This window comes from Bradyrhizobium sp. i1.15.2, assembly GCF_040548425.1.
GTDB classification, from domain to species: domain Bacteria; phylum Pseudomonadota; class Alphaproteobacteria; order Rhizobiales; family Xanthobacteraceae; genus Bradyrhizobium; species Bradyrhizobium canariense.
In genome coordinates this window covers 57,831-75,505 of the sequence record NZ_JBEPRQ010000012.1, presented here as the reverse complement: position 1 = coordinate 75,505, position 17,675 = coordinate 57,831, and the positions used below count along the sequence as shown (strand labels likewise).

Genomic DNA, 17,675 nt, shown 5'->3' with positions numbered 1-17,675 from the left:
CTGAGGCCGCTTCGGCGCCTCATCTAGAGGCAACTAAAAGGCAGGTCCTATATTACCGCAACAAAAGGAATATGCCGTTCGTAGCCTAGCGTAGAAGAAGAAGTATTTGAAAAGAGCTGGCTTGACGCGCCGACGCCGAGGCGAGAAATCAGCAATGACCAATGATCCAGCATTTACTATTTTTACGCCTCTCGCGATAGCGATGTTTTGCTCAGGCTCCGTCGCTTCTCCTGAAGCACTGTCGTTCGCCCACGTGGGCACGATTGAGATCCCGCATTTTTTGAGGAATCTCAACTCGGGGATAATGAACCCGCCAGCCCAGCCGGCGGGCTGCCGCAAACACCAATCCGAAAGGCTGGTCTGGTACACCACCCCGAGTGGCGCGCCCCCTGCAGGATCATTTCTTCCAAATCAGGACGGCCGACTACTGCGCGACAATTGCCAACGCAAAATGCAGGAGAAGAGTGATTTGTAGTCCGCAATTGCAGCGGGTTCTGGAAATCTCAACACCTTTAGCTGGCGCTCCCGAACAGGATTGAACGGCGACTTTTGCTGACCCGCAGCATTACGTTGGCGACGGTATTGGCCGTCGCCGGCCTAGCTGAGCTCGCACATCTACTTGAGCTGCGCGTGTAGTAAGTCATGATCGAGTTCCCCTTCCCACCAGGATACAAACACCGCGGCAATGCCGTTCCCGATGATGTTCGTAAGCGCGCGCACCTCGCTCATGAACTTATCGATCGAGAATACGATCGCAATGCCCGGCACAAGCTCGGGACTGACCACCGTCAACGTTGCGGCGAGGGTGACGAAACCAGCACCAGTAACACCGCTTGCGCCCTTCGAGGTGAGCATCGCCACAACCAGTATGGTGAGCTGCTGGCCGAAGTTGAGATCGACCCCGAGCGCCTGTGCGATGAACAAGGTCGCCAACGTCATGTAAATGTTGGTCCCATCCAAATTGAAAGAGTATCCGGTCGGCACCACTAGGCCCACCACCGGCTTGGAACAGCCCAGCCGTTCGAGTTTTTCCATCAACTGCGGCAGCGCGCTTTCGGACGACGACGTTCCGAGTACGATCAGCAGCTCATCCTTAATGTAGACGATGAACTTTAGGATCGAAAAGCCGACCAAGCGCGCGATCAGGCCAAGCACAATAATCACGAAGAGCCCGGCCGTCACATAGAACAGCGCAACTAGTTCGATGAGTTTACCGAGCGCGGAGGGGCCGAATTCGCCGATGGTGTAGGCCATCGCGCCGAACGCTCCGATCGGCGCGGCCTTCATCACGATCCTAATGACGCCAAACACCGCGTGCGCAGCATCGTCAACCAAACCGCGCATCCGCTCACCCCGCTCGCCAAGCGCCATCAGCGAGAATCCGAATAGGATGGCAAACAGCAGCACCTGTAGCACGTCGCCTCGCGCCAGGGCGCCAACCACGCTATCAGGAATGATATTGAGGAGGAAATCGACCGCCTTCTGCCCTTCCGCCCTTTTGACGTAATTGGCTACCGCCGCGGCATCAGCCCTGGGAGCGAGCCCATGACCGGCCTGAACTAGATTGCCCATTACGAGACCCAAGACGAGCGCGAAAGTTGACACGATCTCGAAGTAAAGCAGCGCCTTGATGCCGACTCGGCCGACCTTTCGTGCATCCTGAACATGCGCAATTCCGGACACAACAGTGCAGAAGATGATCGGCGCAATCACCATTTTGATCAGCTTGATGAAACCGTCACCGAGGGCTTTGACCCAGCTGCTCGTGCCCACAGCAGGCCACAACCAGCCAACGAGAATGCCAATCAGGATCGCTATGAGTACCTGGACGTAAAGAACTTTGTACCAGGGGCCCGATGGCTGGGACAGGGCGGCGGCTTTGACAGAGCGGCGCTGGCGGCGATGGTACATCACGCTCGCCCCAGCGCCGTGGTAGCAAAGAGTGGTGTCAATGAAGGTACAGCTTCGCTCAGTGTTCCTTCGGTGCGGGGCGCAGGGGACTCTGACTGCTCCAGATGGACCCGTTCATTGCCGCGGATTGGCGCCTCTCCCGAATCAGCTTGCCGTCTAAGAGGAACGAGGTTCTGAATCGCTTCTGAGAGCAGCGATAGAATCTTGAGAAAGCTTCCTTGAGAGCTGGAAAGCATCGGCGTCACCACCCATTTCTATCTTTTTTGGTTGTTCGAAGATGCCATCCAGCAGCTTCTAAGACGCCAACCTTAGCAGCGGCGACCATTCTTCACTTCGACAGGCACTCTCGCCGCTATCGCGCCGGAGCGCGACGAATCTTGAGAAAACATTCGCCATAAAGAACTCGTGGTGGTGCGGCCTCGCCTGCGTTCACCGGCTCGCTCCTCCTGCCCTCAATTCATCGAATGCCGCGACATTCCCAATAGGCATCGATTTCGATCGCAAAACCACGAGGCCGAAAAGAAATGCCAAGCAAAACTGATCATGCTGCCTCCGTTCGCGATCTCGGTTCCGGTCTTTCGGGAGCCGTGTTTTCCGCCGCTGAACAGCACTCCTCGTATGAGAGCTTCTCACTCCTGTAGCTCGCCAAGGCCTGGAGAGAGCCCTTCACGACGTCCCGTTTCGCACGATCCGAGGCAGGCGCTGCATCCAGCCACTTCAGCGCCAACTCGACCAGTTCGATCGCGCGATCCCTTTTACCGGTCTCGTAATAGTACCGAGCGACCGCCCCGTAAGACAGGAACTTCGCGCCCTCGCTACCTTGGGGCGGATTCGCCGCCAGGATGTGTTCGGAGAGGTCCTTGCCCATGGCAAAGCGCTCGGCATCTGGGAAACCGGAGTAGTCTTTCGCGGGGTCGAACAGTTGGCGGATGGCCACGCTCATCCAAACCACCGATTTCTTGTCGATCGCTTCGCGAACCAACTGGCGCAATACCGGCAGGCCGGCCCCCATGTCACGAATGTTGTGAAGCAACAATTCCGCATAAAGCCCACGGAAGATGACCTCGTCCGGCATCAAAGCGAGTGCCTCCTCAACCGCTGAAAGGGCTGCCGCCCAATTCTTACTCTTCATGGCGGACTCAAGTCTGGCAAAGATCGGCTCCACCAGCGCTCGCTTCTGCGATAGTTCGCGCTTTCTGCGTCGACCCGTATTTATCCTCTCCGCATCGAGGGCTTTTGCTTCGTCGCTCACTGCCCAGGAGCCGTTCAGAACTTTGGGCAACACGTTATCGAGTTGCGTCGGATGGCCGACAAAGGCCAAGCGGCCGTCACGGTCGACCACGTATGACGTGGGAATCCCGACAGAAAAGCTGGGATCCATCCAAAGCTTGCTCATGTCGCCCGCGTAGTCGAATGCGATCGCGTAGTTCAGATTCGGCACGCTCTTCGTCAACCAAGCGTCCAGGCTGGCTCGCGCCTCATCTGCCGTCGAAGCTTGTTCGTGAGCCGCGATGCCCACCACCTCAACTCCATTGTTCCTGTATTTGTCTTGCAGGATCACAAAATTCGTCATCGAGGCGATACATGTTCCGGACCACGTCGCCCAAAACTCGACGATGTATACTTTCCCAGGCTCGAACTTTGTAACCGGCTGGCCACGTAGCCAGTCCTCAACTTTGATCAAGGGCGCTCGCGAACCGACGCTTAGCACATTTCTCGCACCGACTTGACTTGCGCTCTCGGTCATACTGGTCATTGCTCGAACTCGCTTTACCTGGCTCTGCCGAGAAAAATAGCAAGTCGCATGCCACCCAGCGCTCATTGATATTACGCATTTTTCGTATCGTTCCTGTCGACCTCGCGACGCATGTCGCATATCCGACCAGCTGTCTGGAGCATCTCGGCCAATCAGTCGGCCGGACGTTCTTGACGCACCTATAGACCGACGGAGCGGGAAGCCAGGCAGCGCAAGGCCGAGTTCACCACTCCACATCCTGATCGGTTTCCAGGATGACCATTCCGGTGCTCGGGAACACGACGTGAACTGACCTGCTTTGGTCCGTCGACTTGCGCTCGAGGGCGATCTGAGATTTCCAGTTCAACTCTTTGAGCCAAGGGGCGATGAACCAGACCAGGGCGGCCAGCAGCAGCACACATTGATACTAAACGCCGTCTGATACGCGATTGAGGGGTAGTGTCCGTCCTTTTCCGGCCATTGCTCGAGAATTAACCCCGTCCCATACTGGACCAGGAAAGCCCACCCGAAATGCAGAACGTTGAGCAGGCTGTTTGCGCGAGCGATCAATTCGGCCGGAAGCTAATCTCCGGTGATCGCGTAGCTGAGGGCGATTGCTGATCCCACCACCGCCACAATGATCCATGACGGTAGCGACACGAAAGATGGATGCAAGATCAGCGCGAGTTCGGCTGCAATGAAGACAGCAGCTATGATCGCGAGCAACGTTTCAATGTTCTTGCCATGCCGGCGCACCGAATCGGCGACCGCACCGAGCAGCAATGCGCCAATGCTTAGGGCTACCGCCATGACGAGCAATTGTGTGACAAGGCTTGTTCGATCTAACTTTTCCACATCGCTCAGCCAAGACGCTGCCCACAAGGACTGCAGAGCCCATGCGGATCCGATGCATGTTGAAGAAATCGGCGTAATTCTCCAGAACCCCATCCGTTCGGACGGTCTTCAGGCTGACTATCTCTCGAGGGCTCTTCGTAGCTGCGTGCTGCTCTCGAAAAATAGATCACAGCGGCTGTGGTGGCACTGGATGCGGCAAGCACCTCAAATAGACCGCGCCAGCCTTCCAGTTACCAATGCCGCGGCTGGTGCGGTTGCCGTCACCGCGCCCTGTGCACCCAGAAACAGTGACCGATGCGTATGGCGGACTTCCACTACTTGCGCCCATGAGCCATACATTCAATGGTCTGCGCGCTTCCACTTTGTGTCGCCCCGGCACGAACTGAGTTCGACCGGCCGGTCTCCTTGGCATCGGTTCTCGGCCGGTCGAGATGCGCGTGACTAGAGCTCTAGGCTGCCCTCAGCCGATCTCGACGGGCTCGCCGCCCGACCGCTTGGCGACTTCGGCCGAAACTTGCCACATATCCTGGAGATCGCGGGCATGGATGCCTATGTGGCTTTGGCTAAAACCCTGCCGCTCCCCACGATTAAGCGCCCCGTATGGGCTTTGATCGCGCAGTTACTGAGCCAACGCCTGTGTTCGGAGCGCTGCAAGGACCATGCGGGACACGGCCGCGGAACCGCTAGATGAGCCCCCTGGGGTGCGAAGCGGATCAAACGGGTTCGTGGTGGGTCCGGGGTGCGACATGCCGAGCTCGGTGGTCACTGTCTTTCCAAGCACAATAGCGCCGGCGGCCTGAGTGCTTGCCCAATTGATGATGTAGTTTCTTAGATCATTCGTCCTGCCCCCGGTAATGGCACGTCCAACTGAGTTGCGGCGCGACGACCAGATTGGAAGAGCCGTACAAAGCTGCAACTTAGAACGAAGGACGCAGCAATCCGGCGGTCTTCGGTGCCCTCTTGCAGGATTTCAAACAGACGGAGTTCGCGCACTTGGTAGCGATGATATCACAGCGTGAGCGCGAGCAACTCGGCTGACGCTATACGCCTCAGCCCAACGATGCAGGCTCTTGCGATGAATCGATCGAAGACGAAATCGATCGCCTTCTTCGTTGTTTTGCCCCATTCGCAGCGATGCTCGTTCCGGTAATGCAAGGAGCGCCTACCAGGGAGGCCCGTGGGTTCATCCACGATGGATCGAATTTTCCAACGATTTGCCGAGCAATTGACCGAAAGCACGCATCGAGACGCAGCTCAGCAGAGCATGGCCGAGGTCGCCGCTGCGCTCGAACTGTCGTGCTTCGCATATCTCGCTCTTGCCCGTAGGCCAGGCAGTGCTCCCAACCTGATCTCGACATATCCACCCTCCTGGACCGCCATCTATCTGCAGCGCGGCTACGAATCCGTCGATCCGGTGGTACGTCGGGCAGTGCGTCATCCTAAGCCCTTCCGATGGGGACTTGGATTCGAAGCGCGAAGTCGGTCGGAGGCAGAACGAGCTCTATTCGAAGAAGCCGCCAAATTCGGGATTCGCTGCGGATTTACATTCCCTATTCACGATGACCAGGGCGCAATGGCCGCGCTGAGCTTCGCAAGCGACGATCGCCGAACTGGTTTCGAGCGCTCGCTGGTCGAGCACGCCCAGAGCCTGCGGTTAATCGCAACATTTTTCCATGCACATGCAAAACGCTTCTGGACGGTAGATCGCATGGTCGGTGGGGTGGTGCTGTCTCCTCGCGAGTACCAGTGTCTCGAATGGTCCGCGCGTGGCAAATCTGCTTGCGACATCGGGATTATTCTCGGCATCTCCGAGCGAACCGCGGGATTTCACCTGGATAACGCGCGCGCGAAGCTCGGCGTCAGCTCGCTTCGTCAAGCGATCGTGCTGTTGACGGAGTCAAAATCTCGAAAATAGATCGACCGCGAGCTGCAAGCACCTGTGCAACTCCACAGGATGTGCTTTCCTGCCTTCTCTGCTTGCTTGCCTGAAGCAAGGCAGGGAGGCAAGAATGATGCAGCTCATTATGCCGGGGTATTACGGCGAATTCATCGACGATCTCGCCGAGATGCACCGGCTCCGGTATCGCGTTTTCAAACAGCGCCTGGATTGGAACGTCGAGGTCAGTGGCGAGATGGAAGTCGACGAGTTTGATGTCCTTCGACCAGTGCACCTCCTGAATCGCTCGAACGCTGGACGTCTTCAGGGTTGCGTACGACTTCTGCCTTCGACCGGCCCAACGATGCTGAGAGACACCTTCCCGATCCTTCTGGACGGGCAGCCCGCGCCCCGAAGCGACAGGATTTGGGAGAGCAGTCGCTTCGCGCTCGATGTTCCTCCTGATGCGCCGAAGGCAGGTGGTGGACTTGCTGCCGCTACTTACGAACTGTTTGCGGGCATGATTGAATTCGGCCTTTCGCTTCAACTGACTGAAATCGTTACCGTCACTGACGCCCGGATGGAACGCATTCTTCGGCGCGCGGGCTGGCCGCTTCGCAAGATCGGAAAAGCTCGTCCTCTCGGAGACACCAGGGCCATTGCTGGATACCTGGAGGTCGCGCCCGATGCGTTGCATCGCATCCGCAAAGCGGGACACATCTCAGGTCCGGTGCTCTGGGCTCCAGTCGTCCGAGCGGCCGCCTAGAATCTGGAACCAAGGACAATCCGGGGCATCGCTGCGCTTTGGAGCGGAAAGCCCATCTGCTTAAGACTTACGATGCACAAACCACGTAGATCAACATCCTCCCTTCAAGCCAGCAAGGCAATCGAACTGAAGCACCTGCAATCGCTCGTGGCTGCGGCTGATTGTGGCAGCCTCCGTCAAGCGGCGGAATTGCTGAGAACCCAACAATCGAGTCTCAGCCGAAGAATCAGCGAGATCGAATATCACCTGGGAATTGCGGTTTTTGAGCGCTTTAGCGGTGGTGTGCGCCCCACGCAGGCAGGCCGCAGTGTTCTTCGCCTGGCAAGGACAATTCTGGAGGAGTTCGATGCTCTCATCGCGACCGCGAGGGCTGTACGGAACAGCGAGGCTGGCCGGCTGAGTGTGGGGCTCTGCACCTCACTTTCCATTGGCAACCTGCAGACGTCCTTGCTGGATTTCAAGCAAAGATTCCCGCAAATCGAGCTTGTGACGATCGAGAAATCACGAACACGCCTCGCGACTGCACTTCGCAACGGCGTTCTCGATATCCTGATCGTCACAGGGAACCTGCCGTTACTCGACAACCGAGTGATGCCGCTGTGGAGCGAACGTGTTCTGGTCGCCTTACCTCATGATCATCCCCTCACCGCGCGCGACACAGTCTATTGGACTGACCTGCGCGGCGAGACGGTCCTGCTGAGCCATTACGATCCGGGAAAAGAGTTTGAAGATCTTCTGATTTCCAAGCTCGTGTCGCCTGAGGACCGTCCTAAACTCGAGCGCCACGACGTCAGCCGCGGTATCATCAAGAGCCTGATCAGGATGAACACAGGAATCAGCCTGGCGCTGGAATCCGACATGGGCATCAACTATGCAGGCCTCGTCTACCGCGAATTGCGCGATGGAGCCGGTCCGAGCCGATTTGACTTTTCGGCATACTGGCGAGACGACAATGAAAACCCTGCGCTGGCTGCCTTCTTGAACTTGCTTTCCGAGCGCTATCCCTCGCCTCCGCTCGGATGTTGACGGGCCCGCCGAGCCTTCCGAAAACTTCTATCCGCCGCCATGAACCGCGCCAGCATGGGAGCGATAAGTTTGGCCGGCTCCCCGATCGGCTGTCCGCTCTCTTGTGCGAGGATTTCGGCGTACGCTACGAGATCCCTGTGCACGCTCGCCGGGAGTTCATGCGTAATCTTGATCGGCTTATCGTCTTCGAGCGCTCCAAGTTTAAGTTTAGCCATCGTAGTTCACCCTCTATACGGTTCGAGCACCAGATCGCGATTAACGATCACCCGCACCGGAAATCCCGGACGAATCGTCAAGGTCGGCTGGATGTTGAGATTGCGACGGACCACCTGCTGGCCCGTCTGGTTCATCGAGTCCCCCGCCCCGCGGCGGAGCGCAGTGATGAGGTCGCTGTTGGTGCTACCCGTATCCGATCCGGAATTCACCTCGGTGCCGACGGCGAGCAGCGTCGAAAGCGCAGCCGCCCCCAACAGCTCCTTCCAATGGTTGTCGACCTCATCCTCAAGCCCAGAATAGCCCGCGGCATCTGCGCCCGGCTGCCGCTCCAGCACGATCGACCGTCCATTTGGCATGATGAGGCGCGTCCACACCAGGAGCACGCGCGATTGGCCAAATGCGACTTGGCTATCATACGTCCCGATCAACCGGGCTCCTTGCGGGATAAGGCGAGTTCGCCCGGTAGGAGAATCGTATACCGCTTCTGTGATTTGGGCCGTGATCTGCCCAGGCAGGTCGGACCGAATCCCCGTGATAAGAGCAGCCGGAATGACCGTTCCCGCCTGGACCACAAAGGGAGAGACCGGTCTTGCCAGGCGATCGGGACTGGTGGTTCGACGGTCAACGGAAGCACTGACGAACGCAAGTTTTCGATCCTGGCCATTCTGGGCAAATGCTTCGTCGGATGATGGCGCTGCATTTGATGGGGCTTCGCTTGCCGGTGTGACAGGGGCCTGTGCGCGGACGTTCGTGCTGGCAAACACCTTGCTGGTGCGTGCCGCCTCGCTCTCCTGATTGACGCGCTGCTGTTCAGCGTCAACCCCGAGCGGGCTGGACGTCGATGAGCCCTGTGCTGCGACGATCGGCCGGCCAAGATCGCCTGGTAAAGGCGGTCCAAGGCGCGGCACCTCCTTCGGGATCTCAGCATAATCCTTCGGCAAGGTTGCAAGCTGATCGGCGACATTGTGGTGGTCGGTCGCGTAAAGCTCCTCGGCCGCCGGCGTGCGCGATCGCTTCTCCTGCAGAGCCCAGAAGACCGCACCAGAGATGAGCACCAGCACAAGGGCGCTGCCACCCGCAAGCACCTTGCGCGATAGGCGCGTAACTTGCGGCCGATCTGGCCGGAGCCGAAGGGTTTCGGCGATGTTTTCCGGCGGTTTGACCCGCGGAGGGTCCTTGGGTGTGTCATTCGGCTGGCCGGTCTCTGTCACAGCGACCTCCCGTCGGTTCGGACGATCCTGACCTTCTGCTGGTGCTCCTCACCCAGCCTCAGTTCCGCGGCCGCAAACAGCCGGTCGACGATCAGCACATTGCGGTAAGCGCGATAGTTGACGAGCTCGGTCTTGCCGTCAGGCCCGATCACGAACAGCGGCGGCATCTCGCCCTGACCGATGCCGGGTGAAAACTCGATGTAGACCTTGCGCCCATCGTCATAGGCATTGACAGGACGCCAGGGTGGGCTGTCTCCTTCGATGGCGTAGCGGTAACGGCGCTGTGCCTGGTCCGGGATGACGGGTTTGGGCAGCAGAGCTCGACCACGCGCGGTCCGATCCTCGGGATAGAACCATGCGACCTGTGGCATGTAGGGCTTTTCCCGGGAGCGGAGCTCGATGAGGTAAGTGCGCCGATCCGTGTTGACCACGAGATTGGTCTCGATCGCCGGACGTGTCGGCTTGACCATGATGTGGACGCGTCGCGTGTCGCCGCTGCCGCTTTCCGTGTCGCCGACCACCCAGCGCACTGTATCACCCGCGGCAACTGGTCCCGACCCGATCAGCTGCTCACCGGGCTCCAGCGCAATGTCCGTGATCTGTCCCGGCGCAGCATAGATTTGATAGAGAGCGCCCGGACTGTACGAAAACACCTGCACCGCATTGAAGTAGCCTGCCTTGCGCGGCTGCACACGTGCGGCGTCATTTGCGGTCTCAATCCGCTCGACGGGCTCTTTGGCTTCCGCGTTCTTGCCGCCGCGTGCCGCCTTCCAGGCCGGTGGAACATGCAGCGGCCGCGGCCGATCGTCGGCAAGCGCCGGCAGATCTGGAGCCGGCGGGACATCGCTATCGTAACTGATTTGCGGCGGCTTGAACGTGGTGCACCCGCCAAGGGTGGACACACCAATAATAAGAGCCAGAGCCAGGCTCGGGCGGCCCCTCTGTGACGCAATAACGAGACCTGACGGCATGACTAGCCCAGCTCCTTCGACCAGTTGATGGCATTCACGTAGATGCCAAGGGGATTTTTGCGTAGGCGATCGAGATCGCGAGGCATCTCCACGATGATCGTGAGGATCGCGCTCCACCGCTCGGTTGCGGCAAGCTGACCGTTGTCGTAGCGGCGTTCGACCCAAGCGAGGCGAAAGCTCTCAGGGGATGCCCGAATGACGCTCGAGACCTCGATCGCAATTTGCGTCTTGCCGAGCTTGGCGAATGGATCGTTGTTGCGGGCGTAGTCATTCAGTGCGGCCGCACCGCGATCGGTTGTAAAGTCGTAGGCGCGGAGCCAGTTTTCGCGAAGGACGATGGCGTCCATCGGCAGGCCGCGCACATGCTCGATGAAGCGCGCCAGGTGAAAGGCTACTTGCGGATCGGTCGGTTGATAGCTGGCGTTTGCCGGAGCAACCGCTTTTGCTTCCCCCAATTGATCGACCTCGACCACCCAGGGCGTGATCGTCCCATGCGCCGATTGCCAGACCAGGGTGCCGGCGAAACCAGCGGATAAGAAGAGGCAGCCAAAGGCCATCAGGCGCCAGTTCTTGGCCTGCACGCGCGCAGACCCAATGCGATCATCCCAGATTTGAGCTGCGCGTTGATAGGGGGTGACGGCTTCTGGCGTGCGGCCATAGTGAACGGCCGATCGTTTGAACATTGCTGGACCTCAAGTGACGGGTGAGAAAGCGGAATTTTCGATCAGAAGAGTCAGTGGTCACGTTGGGAGAGGTCGACAGATCCGCCGCCGCCGCCGTGATCAGCCGAACGAATCGCGTGGGTTGCCGCTGATGCGCCATGGCTGATCGTCTGCGCTCTCTTCATGCGCCGAACCCAAGCCGGCGCACTGTCGGGAGGTCTCGAGGCGTCCCCTTCTCCCTTACCCGCGTCGCTCGCCGCTCCACCAAGCCCAGCTGCGACCGAGCGCAAGGGACTAGCAGCCTTGGACGCGCTCGCCTCGGAGCCGGACTGACTCCCCGCCCGAAACACGCCCATGGTGCCGCTTGCAATCGCACTTCCACCTCGTAGCGAGCCTCCAATCGCGCCGCCGGCGAGACCGGCAGCGCCGGCCGCAAGGCCAGCGCCAGCCGCGACGACTCCACCGGCGGCAAGTCCCGTCCCAACGGCGCTGCCTGCGCCGAGCTGCGGACCTCCGGAGACGATGCCGTTGGCAATCCCGGGTCCGAAAATGCCAAGGCCCAACAAGGCGAGCGCGCCGAGCACCAGCGCCATCGCGTTCTCGATACTCGGCTGGTTGCCACCGAAACCTACCGTGAACTGCGAGAATAAGGTCGATCCAATGCCGACGATGACGGCGAGGACCAAAACCTTGAAGCCGGAGGAGATGACGTTGCCCAGCACCCGTTCGGCCGCAAAGGCGGTCTTGCCGAACAGACCGAACGGGATCAGGACAAAACCTGCAAGCGTCGTCAGCTTGAACTCGATCAGCGTGACGAAGAGCTGGATGGCGAGAATAAAGAAGGCCAGCAGCACCACGATCCAGGCGAACAGCAGGACCGCGATCTGGACGAAATTCTCAAAAAAGCTGACATAGCCCATCAGCCCCGAGATCGAGTCCAGGATCGGGCGGCCGGCATCGAGCCCCACCTGCGCGATGCGGCCTGGCCGCAAAAAATCGGCCGATGACAGACTCGTGCCCGAGGCTTTGAGGCCGAGACCAGCAAAGCTCTCGAAGACGATGCGGGCGAGGCTGCTCCAGCTGCCGATCAGATAGGCAAAGACACCGACAAACAAGGTTTTCTTGACGAGCCGGGCAACAATATCTTCATCAGTCCCCCAGGACCAGAACAGCCCCGCGAGCGTGAGGTCGATGGCAGCCAAGGTGGTGGCGAGATAGCCGACTTCGCCCCCGACCAGACCGAATCCGGAATCAATATAGCGGGTGAAGGTTTCCAGGAACTGGTCGATGACGGAGGTGCCGCCCATTGCTCACTCGCTTTGGCTTGGAATGGAGGGTGAGAGAGAGGGGACGCGGCTTTCGTCCTTGCGCGGCGGCGCGGAGGAAAATGGCGCCGTTCCCCGGCCACTATCCAAAGGGTCTACCGATCCGCTTTTCCCCAAGAACTGGCTGCGCCGTTCCGCCCAGATCCTCTGGCATTCGAGCAGAGCCTCTCTCTGCTCGTAGGTGACGGTGCGGCATTGCTCGAGCTTTGCCGCCGTCGGATCGGGCTTCGCGGCGGGCGAGGCGGAAGATTGGGTCCCGCTTTCGTCGCCGCGCAGGCGAACGGCGCAGGCGGCGACGACCAGGACCGTGAGGCTAACTGCCACCGCCATCGGCAGCCGTTCAAATCTGTTCTTTATCATCAGTGGAACATCTGCACGGTTGTCGGTTGATAGCCCTGACCTTGGGTCAGAAAGCGCCGCAGCTGCTCCCTCCCCTGATCCTGGGCACTTGCTCTTTGCGCGGCTTCGAGCGTTTGCGCGCGACCTTGCGCGGCCATGGTCGCGGTGAGATCAGCAAGCTGCTGCGCTTGCAGCGCAAGGAGCTGGTTGCCGGCTTGGCTTGCCTGCAGCGCGCCCGACGCGCCCTGGCTCGCCGTGACCAGGGCCGACATCTGGGTCCGGTTGGTGTCGAGATTGCCGACGACGGTTGCCTGCACCCGCATGGCGTCCTGCAGGCCGGCAACCGCATTCTGCCAGCGTGTTTGGGCGTTGGCGACGAGGAGCCCATTGGACATGCTTGCGGATGCCGGCGCATAAGTCGTTGAGAACGCGCGATCGATCTGCTGGACTTCGTAGGTAATGCGCTGCGCTTGGCTGAGCAGCTGCTGCGTGCGCTGAATCGACTGTTCGAGCTGCTGCAAGGACGAGTACGGCAGGCTCGCCAGGTTCTTCGCCTGATTGATCAACATCTGCGCTTGGTTTTGCAGCGAGGTGATCTGGTTGTTGATCTGCTGCAGCTCGCGCGCCGCCGTGAGCACATTCTGCACATAGTTGTTGGGATCGAACACGATCCACTGTGCCTTCCCTTCGCGGGGCGCTTGGGCCAGGCTAATTGCGATGATACTTGCTGCCAAAAGCGGACGAAGACGGCTCATGACAAGCCTCCTTCCTTTGCGAGCTGCGGAATGAGATTGCAGGCCCAGCCGAGGTCGCGCGCCTTGAGCCAGCCGGTGACGAACTCGTCTCGTCCGTGCTCGGCTAGCACCCGCTCGATGAGGGCCTGATCGGTTGTGGACGACGCGGCCACAAAGGCCAGCGCGATTTCGCCAAGACCAAGCTCGAACAGCCGGTTGCCGCGGCGCGACTGGCAGTAGTAGTCGCGCTTTGGCGTCGCGCGGGCCAGGATCTCGATCTGCCGGTCATTCAGTCCAAAGCGCCGGTAGACGCCTAAGATTTGCGGCTCGATAGCGCGGTCATTGGGAAGCAGGATCCGGGTCGGACAGCTCTCGATGATGGCCGGCGCAATTGCGGAGCCGTCGATATCGGCCAGCGACTGGGTTGCAAACACGACGGAGGCGTTCTTCTTGCGCAGCGTCTTCAGCCATTCGCGGAGCTTGCCGGCAAAATCGGCATCGTCGAGCGCAAGCCAGCCCTCATCGATGATGAGCAGGGTCGGACGGCCGTCGAAGCGATCCTCAATCCGGTGGAACAAATAGGAGAGAACCGCCGGCGCGACACCGGTCCCGATCAACCCGTCGGTCTCAAACACCTGGAGGGAGCCCTCTCCCAGCCGCTCGCCTTCCGCATCGAGCAACCGCTCAAACGGACCGCCGAGGCAATAGGGTTGCAGCGCGCGCTTCAAGGCATTGGACTGGAGAAGAACGGAGAGGCCTGTCAGCGTCCGTTCCCCAACTGGCGCCGAGCCGAGCGAGGTCAAGGCCGACCAGACATGATCCTTGGTCTCGGGCGTGACCTCGATGCGCTCGCGCGCGAGGATCGATGCGATCCAATCGGCAGCCCAGCCCCGCTCCGCGACATCGTCGATGCGCGCAAGCGGCTGGAGCGCCACGAATTCTGCCGAGTCTCCACCGACCGCGCCGCCGAGATCATGCCAGTCGCCACCCATGGCGATCGCCGCCGCACGGATCGACCCACCGAAATCAAAGGCAAAGATCTGCGCTTTCGGATATCGCCGGAACTGCAGCGCCATGAGCGCGAGCAGCACCGACTTCCCGGCGCCGGTCGGTCCAACGATCAGAGTGTGTCCGACATCGCCGACATGGAGCGAGAAGCGGAAAGGCGTCGATCCTTCCGTCTTGCCGAAGAACAATGGAGGCGCCTTCAAATGATGGTCCCTCACCTCTCCCGCCCAGACCGCCGAGAGCGGGATCATGTGGGCGAGATTTAGCGTCGACACCGGCGGCTGGCGCACGTTTGCATAGACCTGTCCCGGCAGGCTGCCGAGCCAGGCCTCAACGGCATTCACTGTCTCGGTCATGGAGGTAAAGTCCCGGCCCTGGATCACCTTTTCAACGAGGCGTAGCTTTTCGTCGGCCGCGTGCGGATCCCTGTCCCAGACCGTGACGGTTGCCGTCACAAAGGCCTCTCCAATTTGATCCGAGCCGAGCTCCTGGAGCGCGTGATCTGCATCCAAAGCCTTGTTGTGGGCATCGGTGTCCAGAAGCGTGGACGCCTCGTTGGTCATCACCTCCTTCAGGATCGCGGCAATCGACTTGCGCTTGGCAAACCATTGCCGCCTGATCCTGGTCAGGAGTTTTGTTGCATCCGCCTTGTCGAGCATGATCGCTCGCGTGGACCAGCGGTACGGGAATGCGAGGCGGTTCAGATCATCGAGGATCCCAGGCGTCGTCGCCGTGGGAAACCCGACAACCGTCAGGACACGCACATGCGCGTCACCCAGCATCGGCTCAAGCCCGCCCGTCAGCGGCTGATCGGCAAGCAGCGCATCGAGATACATCGGGATTTCCGGCACCCGAACACGATGCCGCTTGGTCGACACCGTCGAGTGCAGGTAGGTGAGCGTTGCCTCGTCATCGAGCCAGCCGCATTCCGGCATAAAGCCCTCGACGAGCTGCAGCACGCGGTTGGTCCTGTCGAAGAAGCCACTCAGCACCTCGCGCGCATCCGCTCCCGCGCTGCGATGGCTGCCCTCGTACAGGAGACGCTCTGCCACAGCTGTACTCTCTGCAGGCGGCAGATAAAGGAAGGTCAGGTAGTAGCTCGATTCATAATGGCTGCCGGCCTCCTCGAATTGCGCTTTGCGCTCCGCATCCACCAAGGCGGATGCGACATCCGGGAAGGTGTCGGGCGGATAGCGCCCTGCCGAATGCCGTTGCGCCTCTACGAAAACCGCCCAGCCCGATCCGAGACGCCGGAGCGCATTGTTCAGGCGGCTTGCGACGGCAACAAGCTCAGCCGGCACGGAACTGTCGAGATCCGGCCCCCTGAACCGCGCCGTCCGCTGAAGCGAGCCGTCCTTGTTCAATACAATTCCCTCGTCGACCAGAGCAGCCCAGGGCAGGAAATCAGCAAGGCGCGTGTTTGAATGGCGGTATTCGGCAAGATTCATCATGGGACTACTCTCAAGCGCTGAGGTGACCGGGAACACGAACGTGCCGGCGCACGACTTCGACGAATTCCGGATCGCGTTTTGCGGCCCAGACCGCGGCCATGTGGCCGATGAAGGCCAGCAGAAGGCCGGCCAGCCACAAGCGCAGACCGAGGCCGAGTGCTGCGGCCAATGTGCCGTTGACAATGGCAACCGATCGCGGTGCCCCGCCCATCAAGATCGGCTCGGTCAGCGCACGGTGCACAGGGGCGACAAAGCCCGGGACTGCCTCATCCATCAGATCACCACCCCGCCGCCGAACGAGAAGAACGACAGGAAGAAGCTCGAGGCGGCAAATGCGATCGACAGACCGAACACGATCTGGATCAGCCGCCGGAAGCCGCCCGACGTGTCGCCGAATGCGAGCGAGAGACCTGTCACGATGATGATGATGACCGCGATGATCTTGGCCACGGGTCCTTCGACCGATTGCAGGATCTGATTGAGCGGCTGCTCCCAGGGCATGTTCGAGCCGGCGGCCCAGGCCGGCACGCTGGCCAGGTACAGACAAGCGAATGCCGCAACCGATGTGAGACTTCGCCCGAGAGAGGATGGTGCGTTCATGATTGATCTCCGATTTTCGACAGGCTGTAGTCGCCTGATGGTCCAAGCCCGGTGACAGAAGCGAGTTCGCTCAAACGCCGTTCGGCACCACGGCCAGAGAGCACGGCGATGACGTTGATGGTCTCGGCAATCAGCGCGCGCGGGACCGTGACGACGGCCTCCTGGATCAGCTGCTCGAGCCGGCGGAGCGCGCCAAGCGCGGTGCCGGCGTGGATCGTGCCGATTCCGCCCGGATGTCCCGTCCCCCAGGCCTTGAGCAGGTCGAGCGCCTCGGCCCCGCGCACCTCGCCGACCGGGATACGATCGGGGCGCAGGCGAAGTGACGAGCGCACAAGTTCGGACAGCGAGACGACGCCATCCTTGGTCCGCAGCGCCACGAGGTTCGGCGCCGTGCACTGAAGCTCCCGGGTATCTTCAATGAGAACGACGCGATCCGAACCTTTGGCCACCTCCGCCAGAAGCGCGTTCGTCAGCGTCGTCTTGCCGGTTGAGGTGCCGCCGGCGACCAGGATGTTCTTTCGCGCGGCAACCGCATCACGAAGCGCGTTCGCCTGCGCCGAGTCCATGATGCCGGCAGCGACATAGTCGTCCAGGCCGAAGACAGCGACCGCGGGTTTGCGGATCGCGAAGGCGGGCGCTGCCACCACCGGCGGCAGCAGGCCTTCGAAGCGTTCCCCGGTTTCCGGCAGCTCAGCCGAGATTCGGGGCGAGCCGGCGTGAACCTCAGCGCCCACATAGTGCGCGACGAGCCGGACAATTCGCTCGCCGTCGGCAGCCGACAGACTCTCGCCGGTATCGGTAAGGCCGCTCGACAGCCGGTCGATCCACAGCCGGCCATCAGGGTTCAGCATCACCTCAACGATCGACGGATCTTCCAGAAAGCCCGCGATGGCAGGCCCCAGCGCGGTGCGGAGCATGCGCGCTCCGCGCAACTCGGCTTCCGAATCAAATGAATGGATCGCCACGACGCCCCCCAGTTGAGTGAGGCA

General features: G+C 60.5%; 20 protein-coding genes. 4 read left to right on the top strand and 16 right to left on the bottom strand.

From position 1 onward, the window contains the following. The first annotated feature begins 154 nt into the window (after positions 1 to 154). Complete coding sequence (locus ABIB80_RS21920; RefSeq protein ID WP_354128306.1) at positions 155 to 475, top strand: hypothetical protein; 321 nt, start codon at positions 155 to 157, stop codon at positions 473 to 475. 140 nt (positions 476 to 615) lie between these two features. Here ABIB80_RS21920 and dctA read toward each other — a convergent pair whose 3' ends face one another. From dctA to ABIB80_RS39375, 5 genes are all read right to left on the bottom strand, one after another. Beyond that, complete coding sequence (gene dctA / locus ABIB80_RS21915; protein ID WP_354128305.1) at positions 616 to 1,911, bottom strand: C4-dicarboxylate transporter DctA; 1,296 nt, start codon at positions 1,909 to 1,911, stop codon at positions 616 to 618. Between the two features lie 541 nt (positions 1,912 to 2,452). Then, positions 2,453 to 3,667 carry a TlpA disulfide reductase family protein gene (locus ABIB80_RS21910; protein WP_502918738.1) on the bottom strand — a complete coding sequence of 405 codons (1,215 nt, stop codon included), beginning with the start codon at positions 3,665 to 3,667 and terminating at the stop codon, positions 2,453 to 2,455. A gap of 223 nt (positions 3,668 to 3,890) precedes the next feature. Further along, positions 3,891 to 4,064, bottom strand: coding sequence for a hypothetical protein (locus ABIB80_RS21905; RefSeq protein WP_354128303.1), 174 nt, complete (start codon positions 4,062 to 4,064; stop codon positions 3,891 to 3,893). A gap of 164 nt (positions 4,065 to 4,228) precedes the next feature. Beyond that, a complete protein-coding gene (locus tag ABIB80_RS21900) occupies positions 4,229 to 4,501 on the bottom strand; it encodes a hypothetical protein (RefSeq protein WP_354128302.1) in 273 nt (90 codons plus the stop codon). A gap of 619 nt (positions 4,502 to 5,120) precedes the next feature. Then, entirely contained in the window at positions 5,121 to 5,417 is a 297-nt protein-coding gene (locus ABIB80_RS39375; protein ID WP_502918737.1) for an amidase family protein, read from the bottom strand. Positions 5,418 to 5,693: 276 nt separating this feature from the next. On the opposite strand from ABIB80_RS39375, the gene ABIB80_RS21890 reads away from it, so the two are divergent. The 3 genes from ABIB80_RS21890 to ABIB80_RS21880 all read left to right on the top strand — a co-directional run bounded on the left by ABIB80_RS21890 (position 5,694) and on the right by ABIB80_RS21880 (position 8,169). Next, the gene (locus ABIB80_RS21890; protein WP_502918744.1) at positions 5,694 to 6,416 is read left to right on the top strand and encodes a LuxR family transcriptional regulator; all 723 of its coding nucleotides are present in this window, start codon (positions 5,694 to 5,696) and stop codon (positions 6,414 to 6,416) included. A gap of 94 nt (positions 6,417 to 6,510) precedes the next feature. Continuing rightward, complete coding sequence (locus ABIB80_RS21885; protein WP_354128300.1) at positions 6,511 to 7,143, top strand: acyl-homoserine-lactone synthase; 633 nt, start codon at positions 6,511 to 6,513, stop codon at positions 7,141 to 7,143. Between the two features lie 72 nt (positions 7,144 to 7,215). Next, positions 7,216 to 8,169, top strand: a complete 954-nt coding sequence (locus ABIB80_RS21880; protein WP_354128299.1) for a LysR family transcriptional regulator — start codon at positions 7,216 to 7,218, stop codon at positions 8,167 to 8,169. On the opposite strand, the gene ABIB80_RS21875 is transcribed toward ABIB80_RS21880, so the two are convergent. From ABIB80_RS21875 to trbB, 11 genes are read right to left on the bottom strand one after another with little or no spacing between them, the layout of a single operon-like run. Beyond that, positions 8,142 to 8,384, bottom strand: a complete 243-nt coding sequence (locus tag ABIB80_RS21875; protein ID WP_354128298.1) for a DUF2274 domain-containing protein — start codon at positions 8,382 to 8,384, stop codon at positions 8,142 to 8,144. The genes ABIB80_RS21880 and ABIB80_RS21875 overlap by 28 nt on opposite strands. 6 nt (positions 8,385 to 8,390) lie before the next feature. Next, positions 8,391 to 9,596: a TraB/TrbI/VirB10 family type IV secretion system protein gene (locus ABIB80_RS21870; protein ID WP_354128297.1), complete on the bottom strand. Its 1,206-nt coding sequence runs from the start codon at positions 9,594 to 9,596 to the stop codon at positions 8,391 to 8,393. Continuing rightward, entirely contained in the window at positions 9,593 to 10,567 is a 975-nt protein-coding gene (gene trbG, locus ABIB80_RS21865; RefSeq protein WP_354128296.1) for a P-type conjugative transfer protein TrbG, read from the bottom strand. Before trbG ends, ABIB80_RS21870 begins: the two co-directional genes overlap by 4 nt. Positions 10,568 to 10,569: 2 nt before the next feature. Then, on the bottom strand, positions 10,570 to 11,250 hold the full coding sequence (gene trbF / locus ABIB80_RS21860; protein ID WP_354128295.1) for a conjugal transfer protein TrbF: 681 nt from the start codon (positions 11,248 to 11,250) through the stop codon (positions 10,570 to 10,572). 50 nt (positions 11,251 to 11,300) lie between these two features. Next, a complete protein-coding gene (gene trbL, locus ABIB80_RS21855) occupies positions 11,301 to 12,536 on the bottom strand; it encodes a P-type conjugative transfer protein TrbL (protein WP_354128294.1) in 1,236 nt (411 codons plus the stop codon). Positions 12,537 to 12,539: 3 nt separating this feature from the next. Then, entirely contained in the window at positions 12,540 to 12,884 is a 345-nt protein-coding gene (gene trbK-alt / locus ABIB80_RS21850; RefSeq protein ID WP_354128293.1) for a putative entry exclusion protein TrbK-alt, read from the bottom strand. 29 nt (positions 12,885 to 12,913) lie between these two features. Continuing rightward, positions 12,914 to 13,648: a P-type conjugative transfer protein TrbJ gene (gene trbJ / locus ABIB80_RS21845; RefSeq protein WP_354128292.1), complete on the bottom strand. Its 735-nt coding sequence runs from the start codon at positions 13,646 to 13,648 to the stop codon at positions 12,914 to 12,916. After that, positions 13,645 to 16,086: a conjugal transfer protein TrbE gene (gene trbE, locus ABIB80_RS21840; RefSeq protein ID WP_354128291.1), complete on the bottom strand. Its 2,442-nt coding sequence runs from the start codon at positions 16,084 to 16,086 to the stop codon at positions 13,645 to 13,647. Before trbE ends, trbJ begins: the two co-directional genes overlap by 4 nt. Before the next feature lie 10 nt (positions 16,087 to 16,096). Further along, the gene (locus ABIB80_RS21835) at positions 16,097 to 16,360 is read right to left on the bottom strand and encodes a VirB3 family type IV secretion system protein (protein WP_354128290.1); all 264 of its coding nucleotides are present in this window, start codon (positions 16,358 to 16,360) and stop codon (positions 16,097 to 16,099) included. Further along, entirely contained in the window at positions 16,360 to 16,686 is a 327-nt protein-coding gene (locus tag ABIB80_RS21830; RefSeq protein ID WP_354128289.1) for a TrbC/VirB2 family type IV secretion system protein, read from the bottom strand. Before ABIB80_RS21830 ends, ABIB80_RS21835 begins: the two co-directional genes overlap by 1 nt. Continuing rightward, positions 16,683 to 17,603, bottom strand: coding sequence for a P-type conjugative transfer ATPase TrbB (trbB, locus tag ABIB80_RS21825; protein WP_354128288.1), 921 nt, complete (start codon positions 17,601 to 17,603; stop codon positions 16,683 to 16,685). The genes ABIB80_RS21830 and trbB overlap by 4 nt, the downstream gene beginning before the upstream one ends. Between the last annotated feature and the right edge of the window lie 72 nt (positions 17,604 to 17,675).

Coding starts and splice junctions, on each gene's coding strand:
- ABIB80_RS21910 (WP_502918738.1), bottom strand. CDS start 3,667: ATGACCAGTATGACCGAGAGCGCAAGTCAAGTCGGTGCGAGAAATGTG.
- ABIB80_RS21880 (WP_354128299.1), top strand. CDS start 7,216: ATGCACAAACCACGTAGATCAACATCCTCCCTTCAAGCCAGCAAGGCA.
- trbL (WP_354128294.1), bottom strand. CDS start 12,536: ATGGGCGGCACCTCCGTCATCGACCAGTTCCTGGAAACCTTCACCCGC.
- ABIB80_RS21885 (WP_354128300.1), top strand. CDS start 6,511: ATGATGCAGCTCATTATGCCGGGGTATTACGGCGAATTCATCGACGAT.
- ABIB80_RS21920 (WP_354128306.1), top strand. CDS start 155: ATGACCAATGATCCAGCATTTACTATTTTTACGCCTCTCGCGATAGCG.
- trbG (WP_354128296.1), bottom strand. CDS start 10,567: ATGCCGTCAGGTCTCGTTATTGCGTCACAGAGGGGCCGCCCGAGCCTG.
- trbE (WP_354128291.1), bottom strand. CDS start 16,086: ATGATGAATCTTGCCGAATACCGCCATTCAAACACGCGCCTTGCTGAT.
- trbK-alt (WP_354128293.1), bottom strand. CDS start 12,884: ATGGCGGTGGCAGTTAGCCTCACGGTCCTGGTCGTCGCCGCCTGCGCC.
- ABIB80_RS21890 (WP_502918744.1), top strand. CDS start 5,694: ATGGATCGAATTTTCCAACGATTTGCCGAGCAATTGACCGAAAGCACG.
- trbB (WP_354128288.1), bottom strand. CDS start 17,603: ATGCTCCGCACCGCGCTGGGGCCTGCCATCGCGGGCTTTCTGGAAGAT.
- trbF (WP_354128295.1), bottom strand. CDS start 11,250: ATGTTCAAACGATCGGCCGTTCACTATGGCCGCACGCCAGAAGCCGTC.
- trbJ (WP_354128292.1), bottom strand. CDS start 13,648: ATGAGCCGTCTTCGTCCGCTTTTGGCAGCAAGTATCATCGCAATTAGC.
- ABIB80_RS21875 (WP_354128298.1), bottom strand. CDS start 8,384: ATGGCTAAACTTAAACTTGGAGCGCTCGAAGACGATAAGCCGATCAAG.
- ABIB80_RS21830 (WP_354128289.1), bottom strand. CDS start 16,686: ATGAACGCACCATCCTCTCTCGGGCGAAGTCTCACATCGGTTGCGGCA.
- ABIB80_RS21835 (WP_354128290.1), bottom strand. CDS start 16,360: ATGGATGAGGCAGTCCCGGGCTTTGTCGCCCCTGTGCACCGTGCGCTG.
- dctA (WP_354128305.1), bottom strand. CDS start 1,911: ATGTACCATCGCCGCCAGCGCCGCTCTGTCAAAGCCGCCGCCCTGTCC.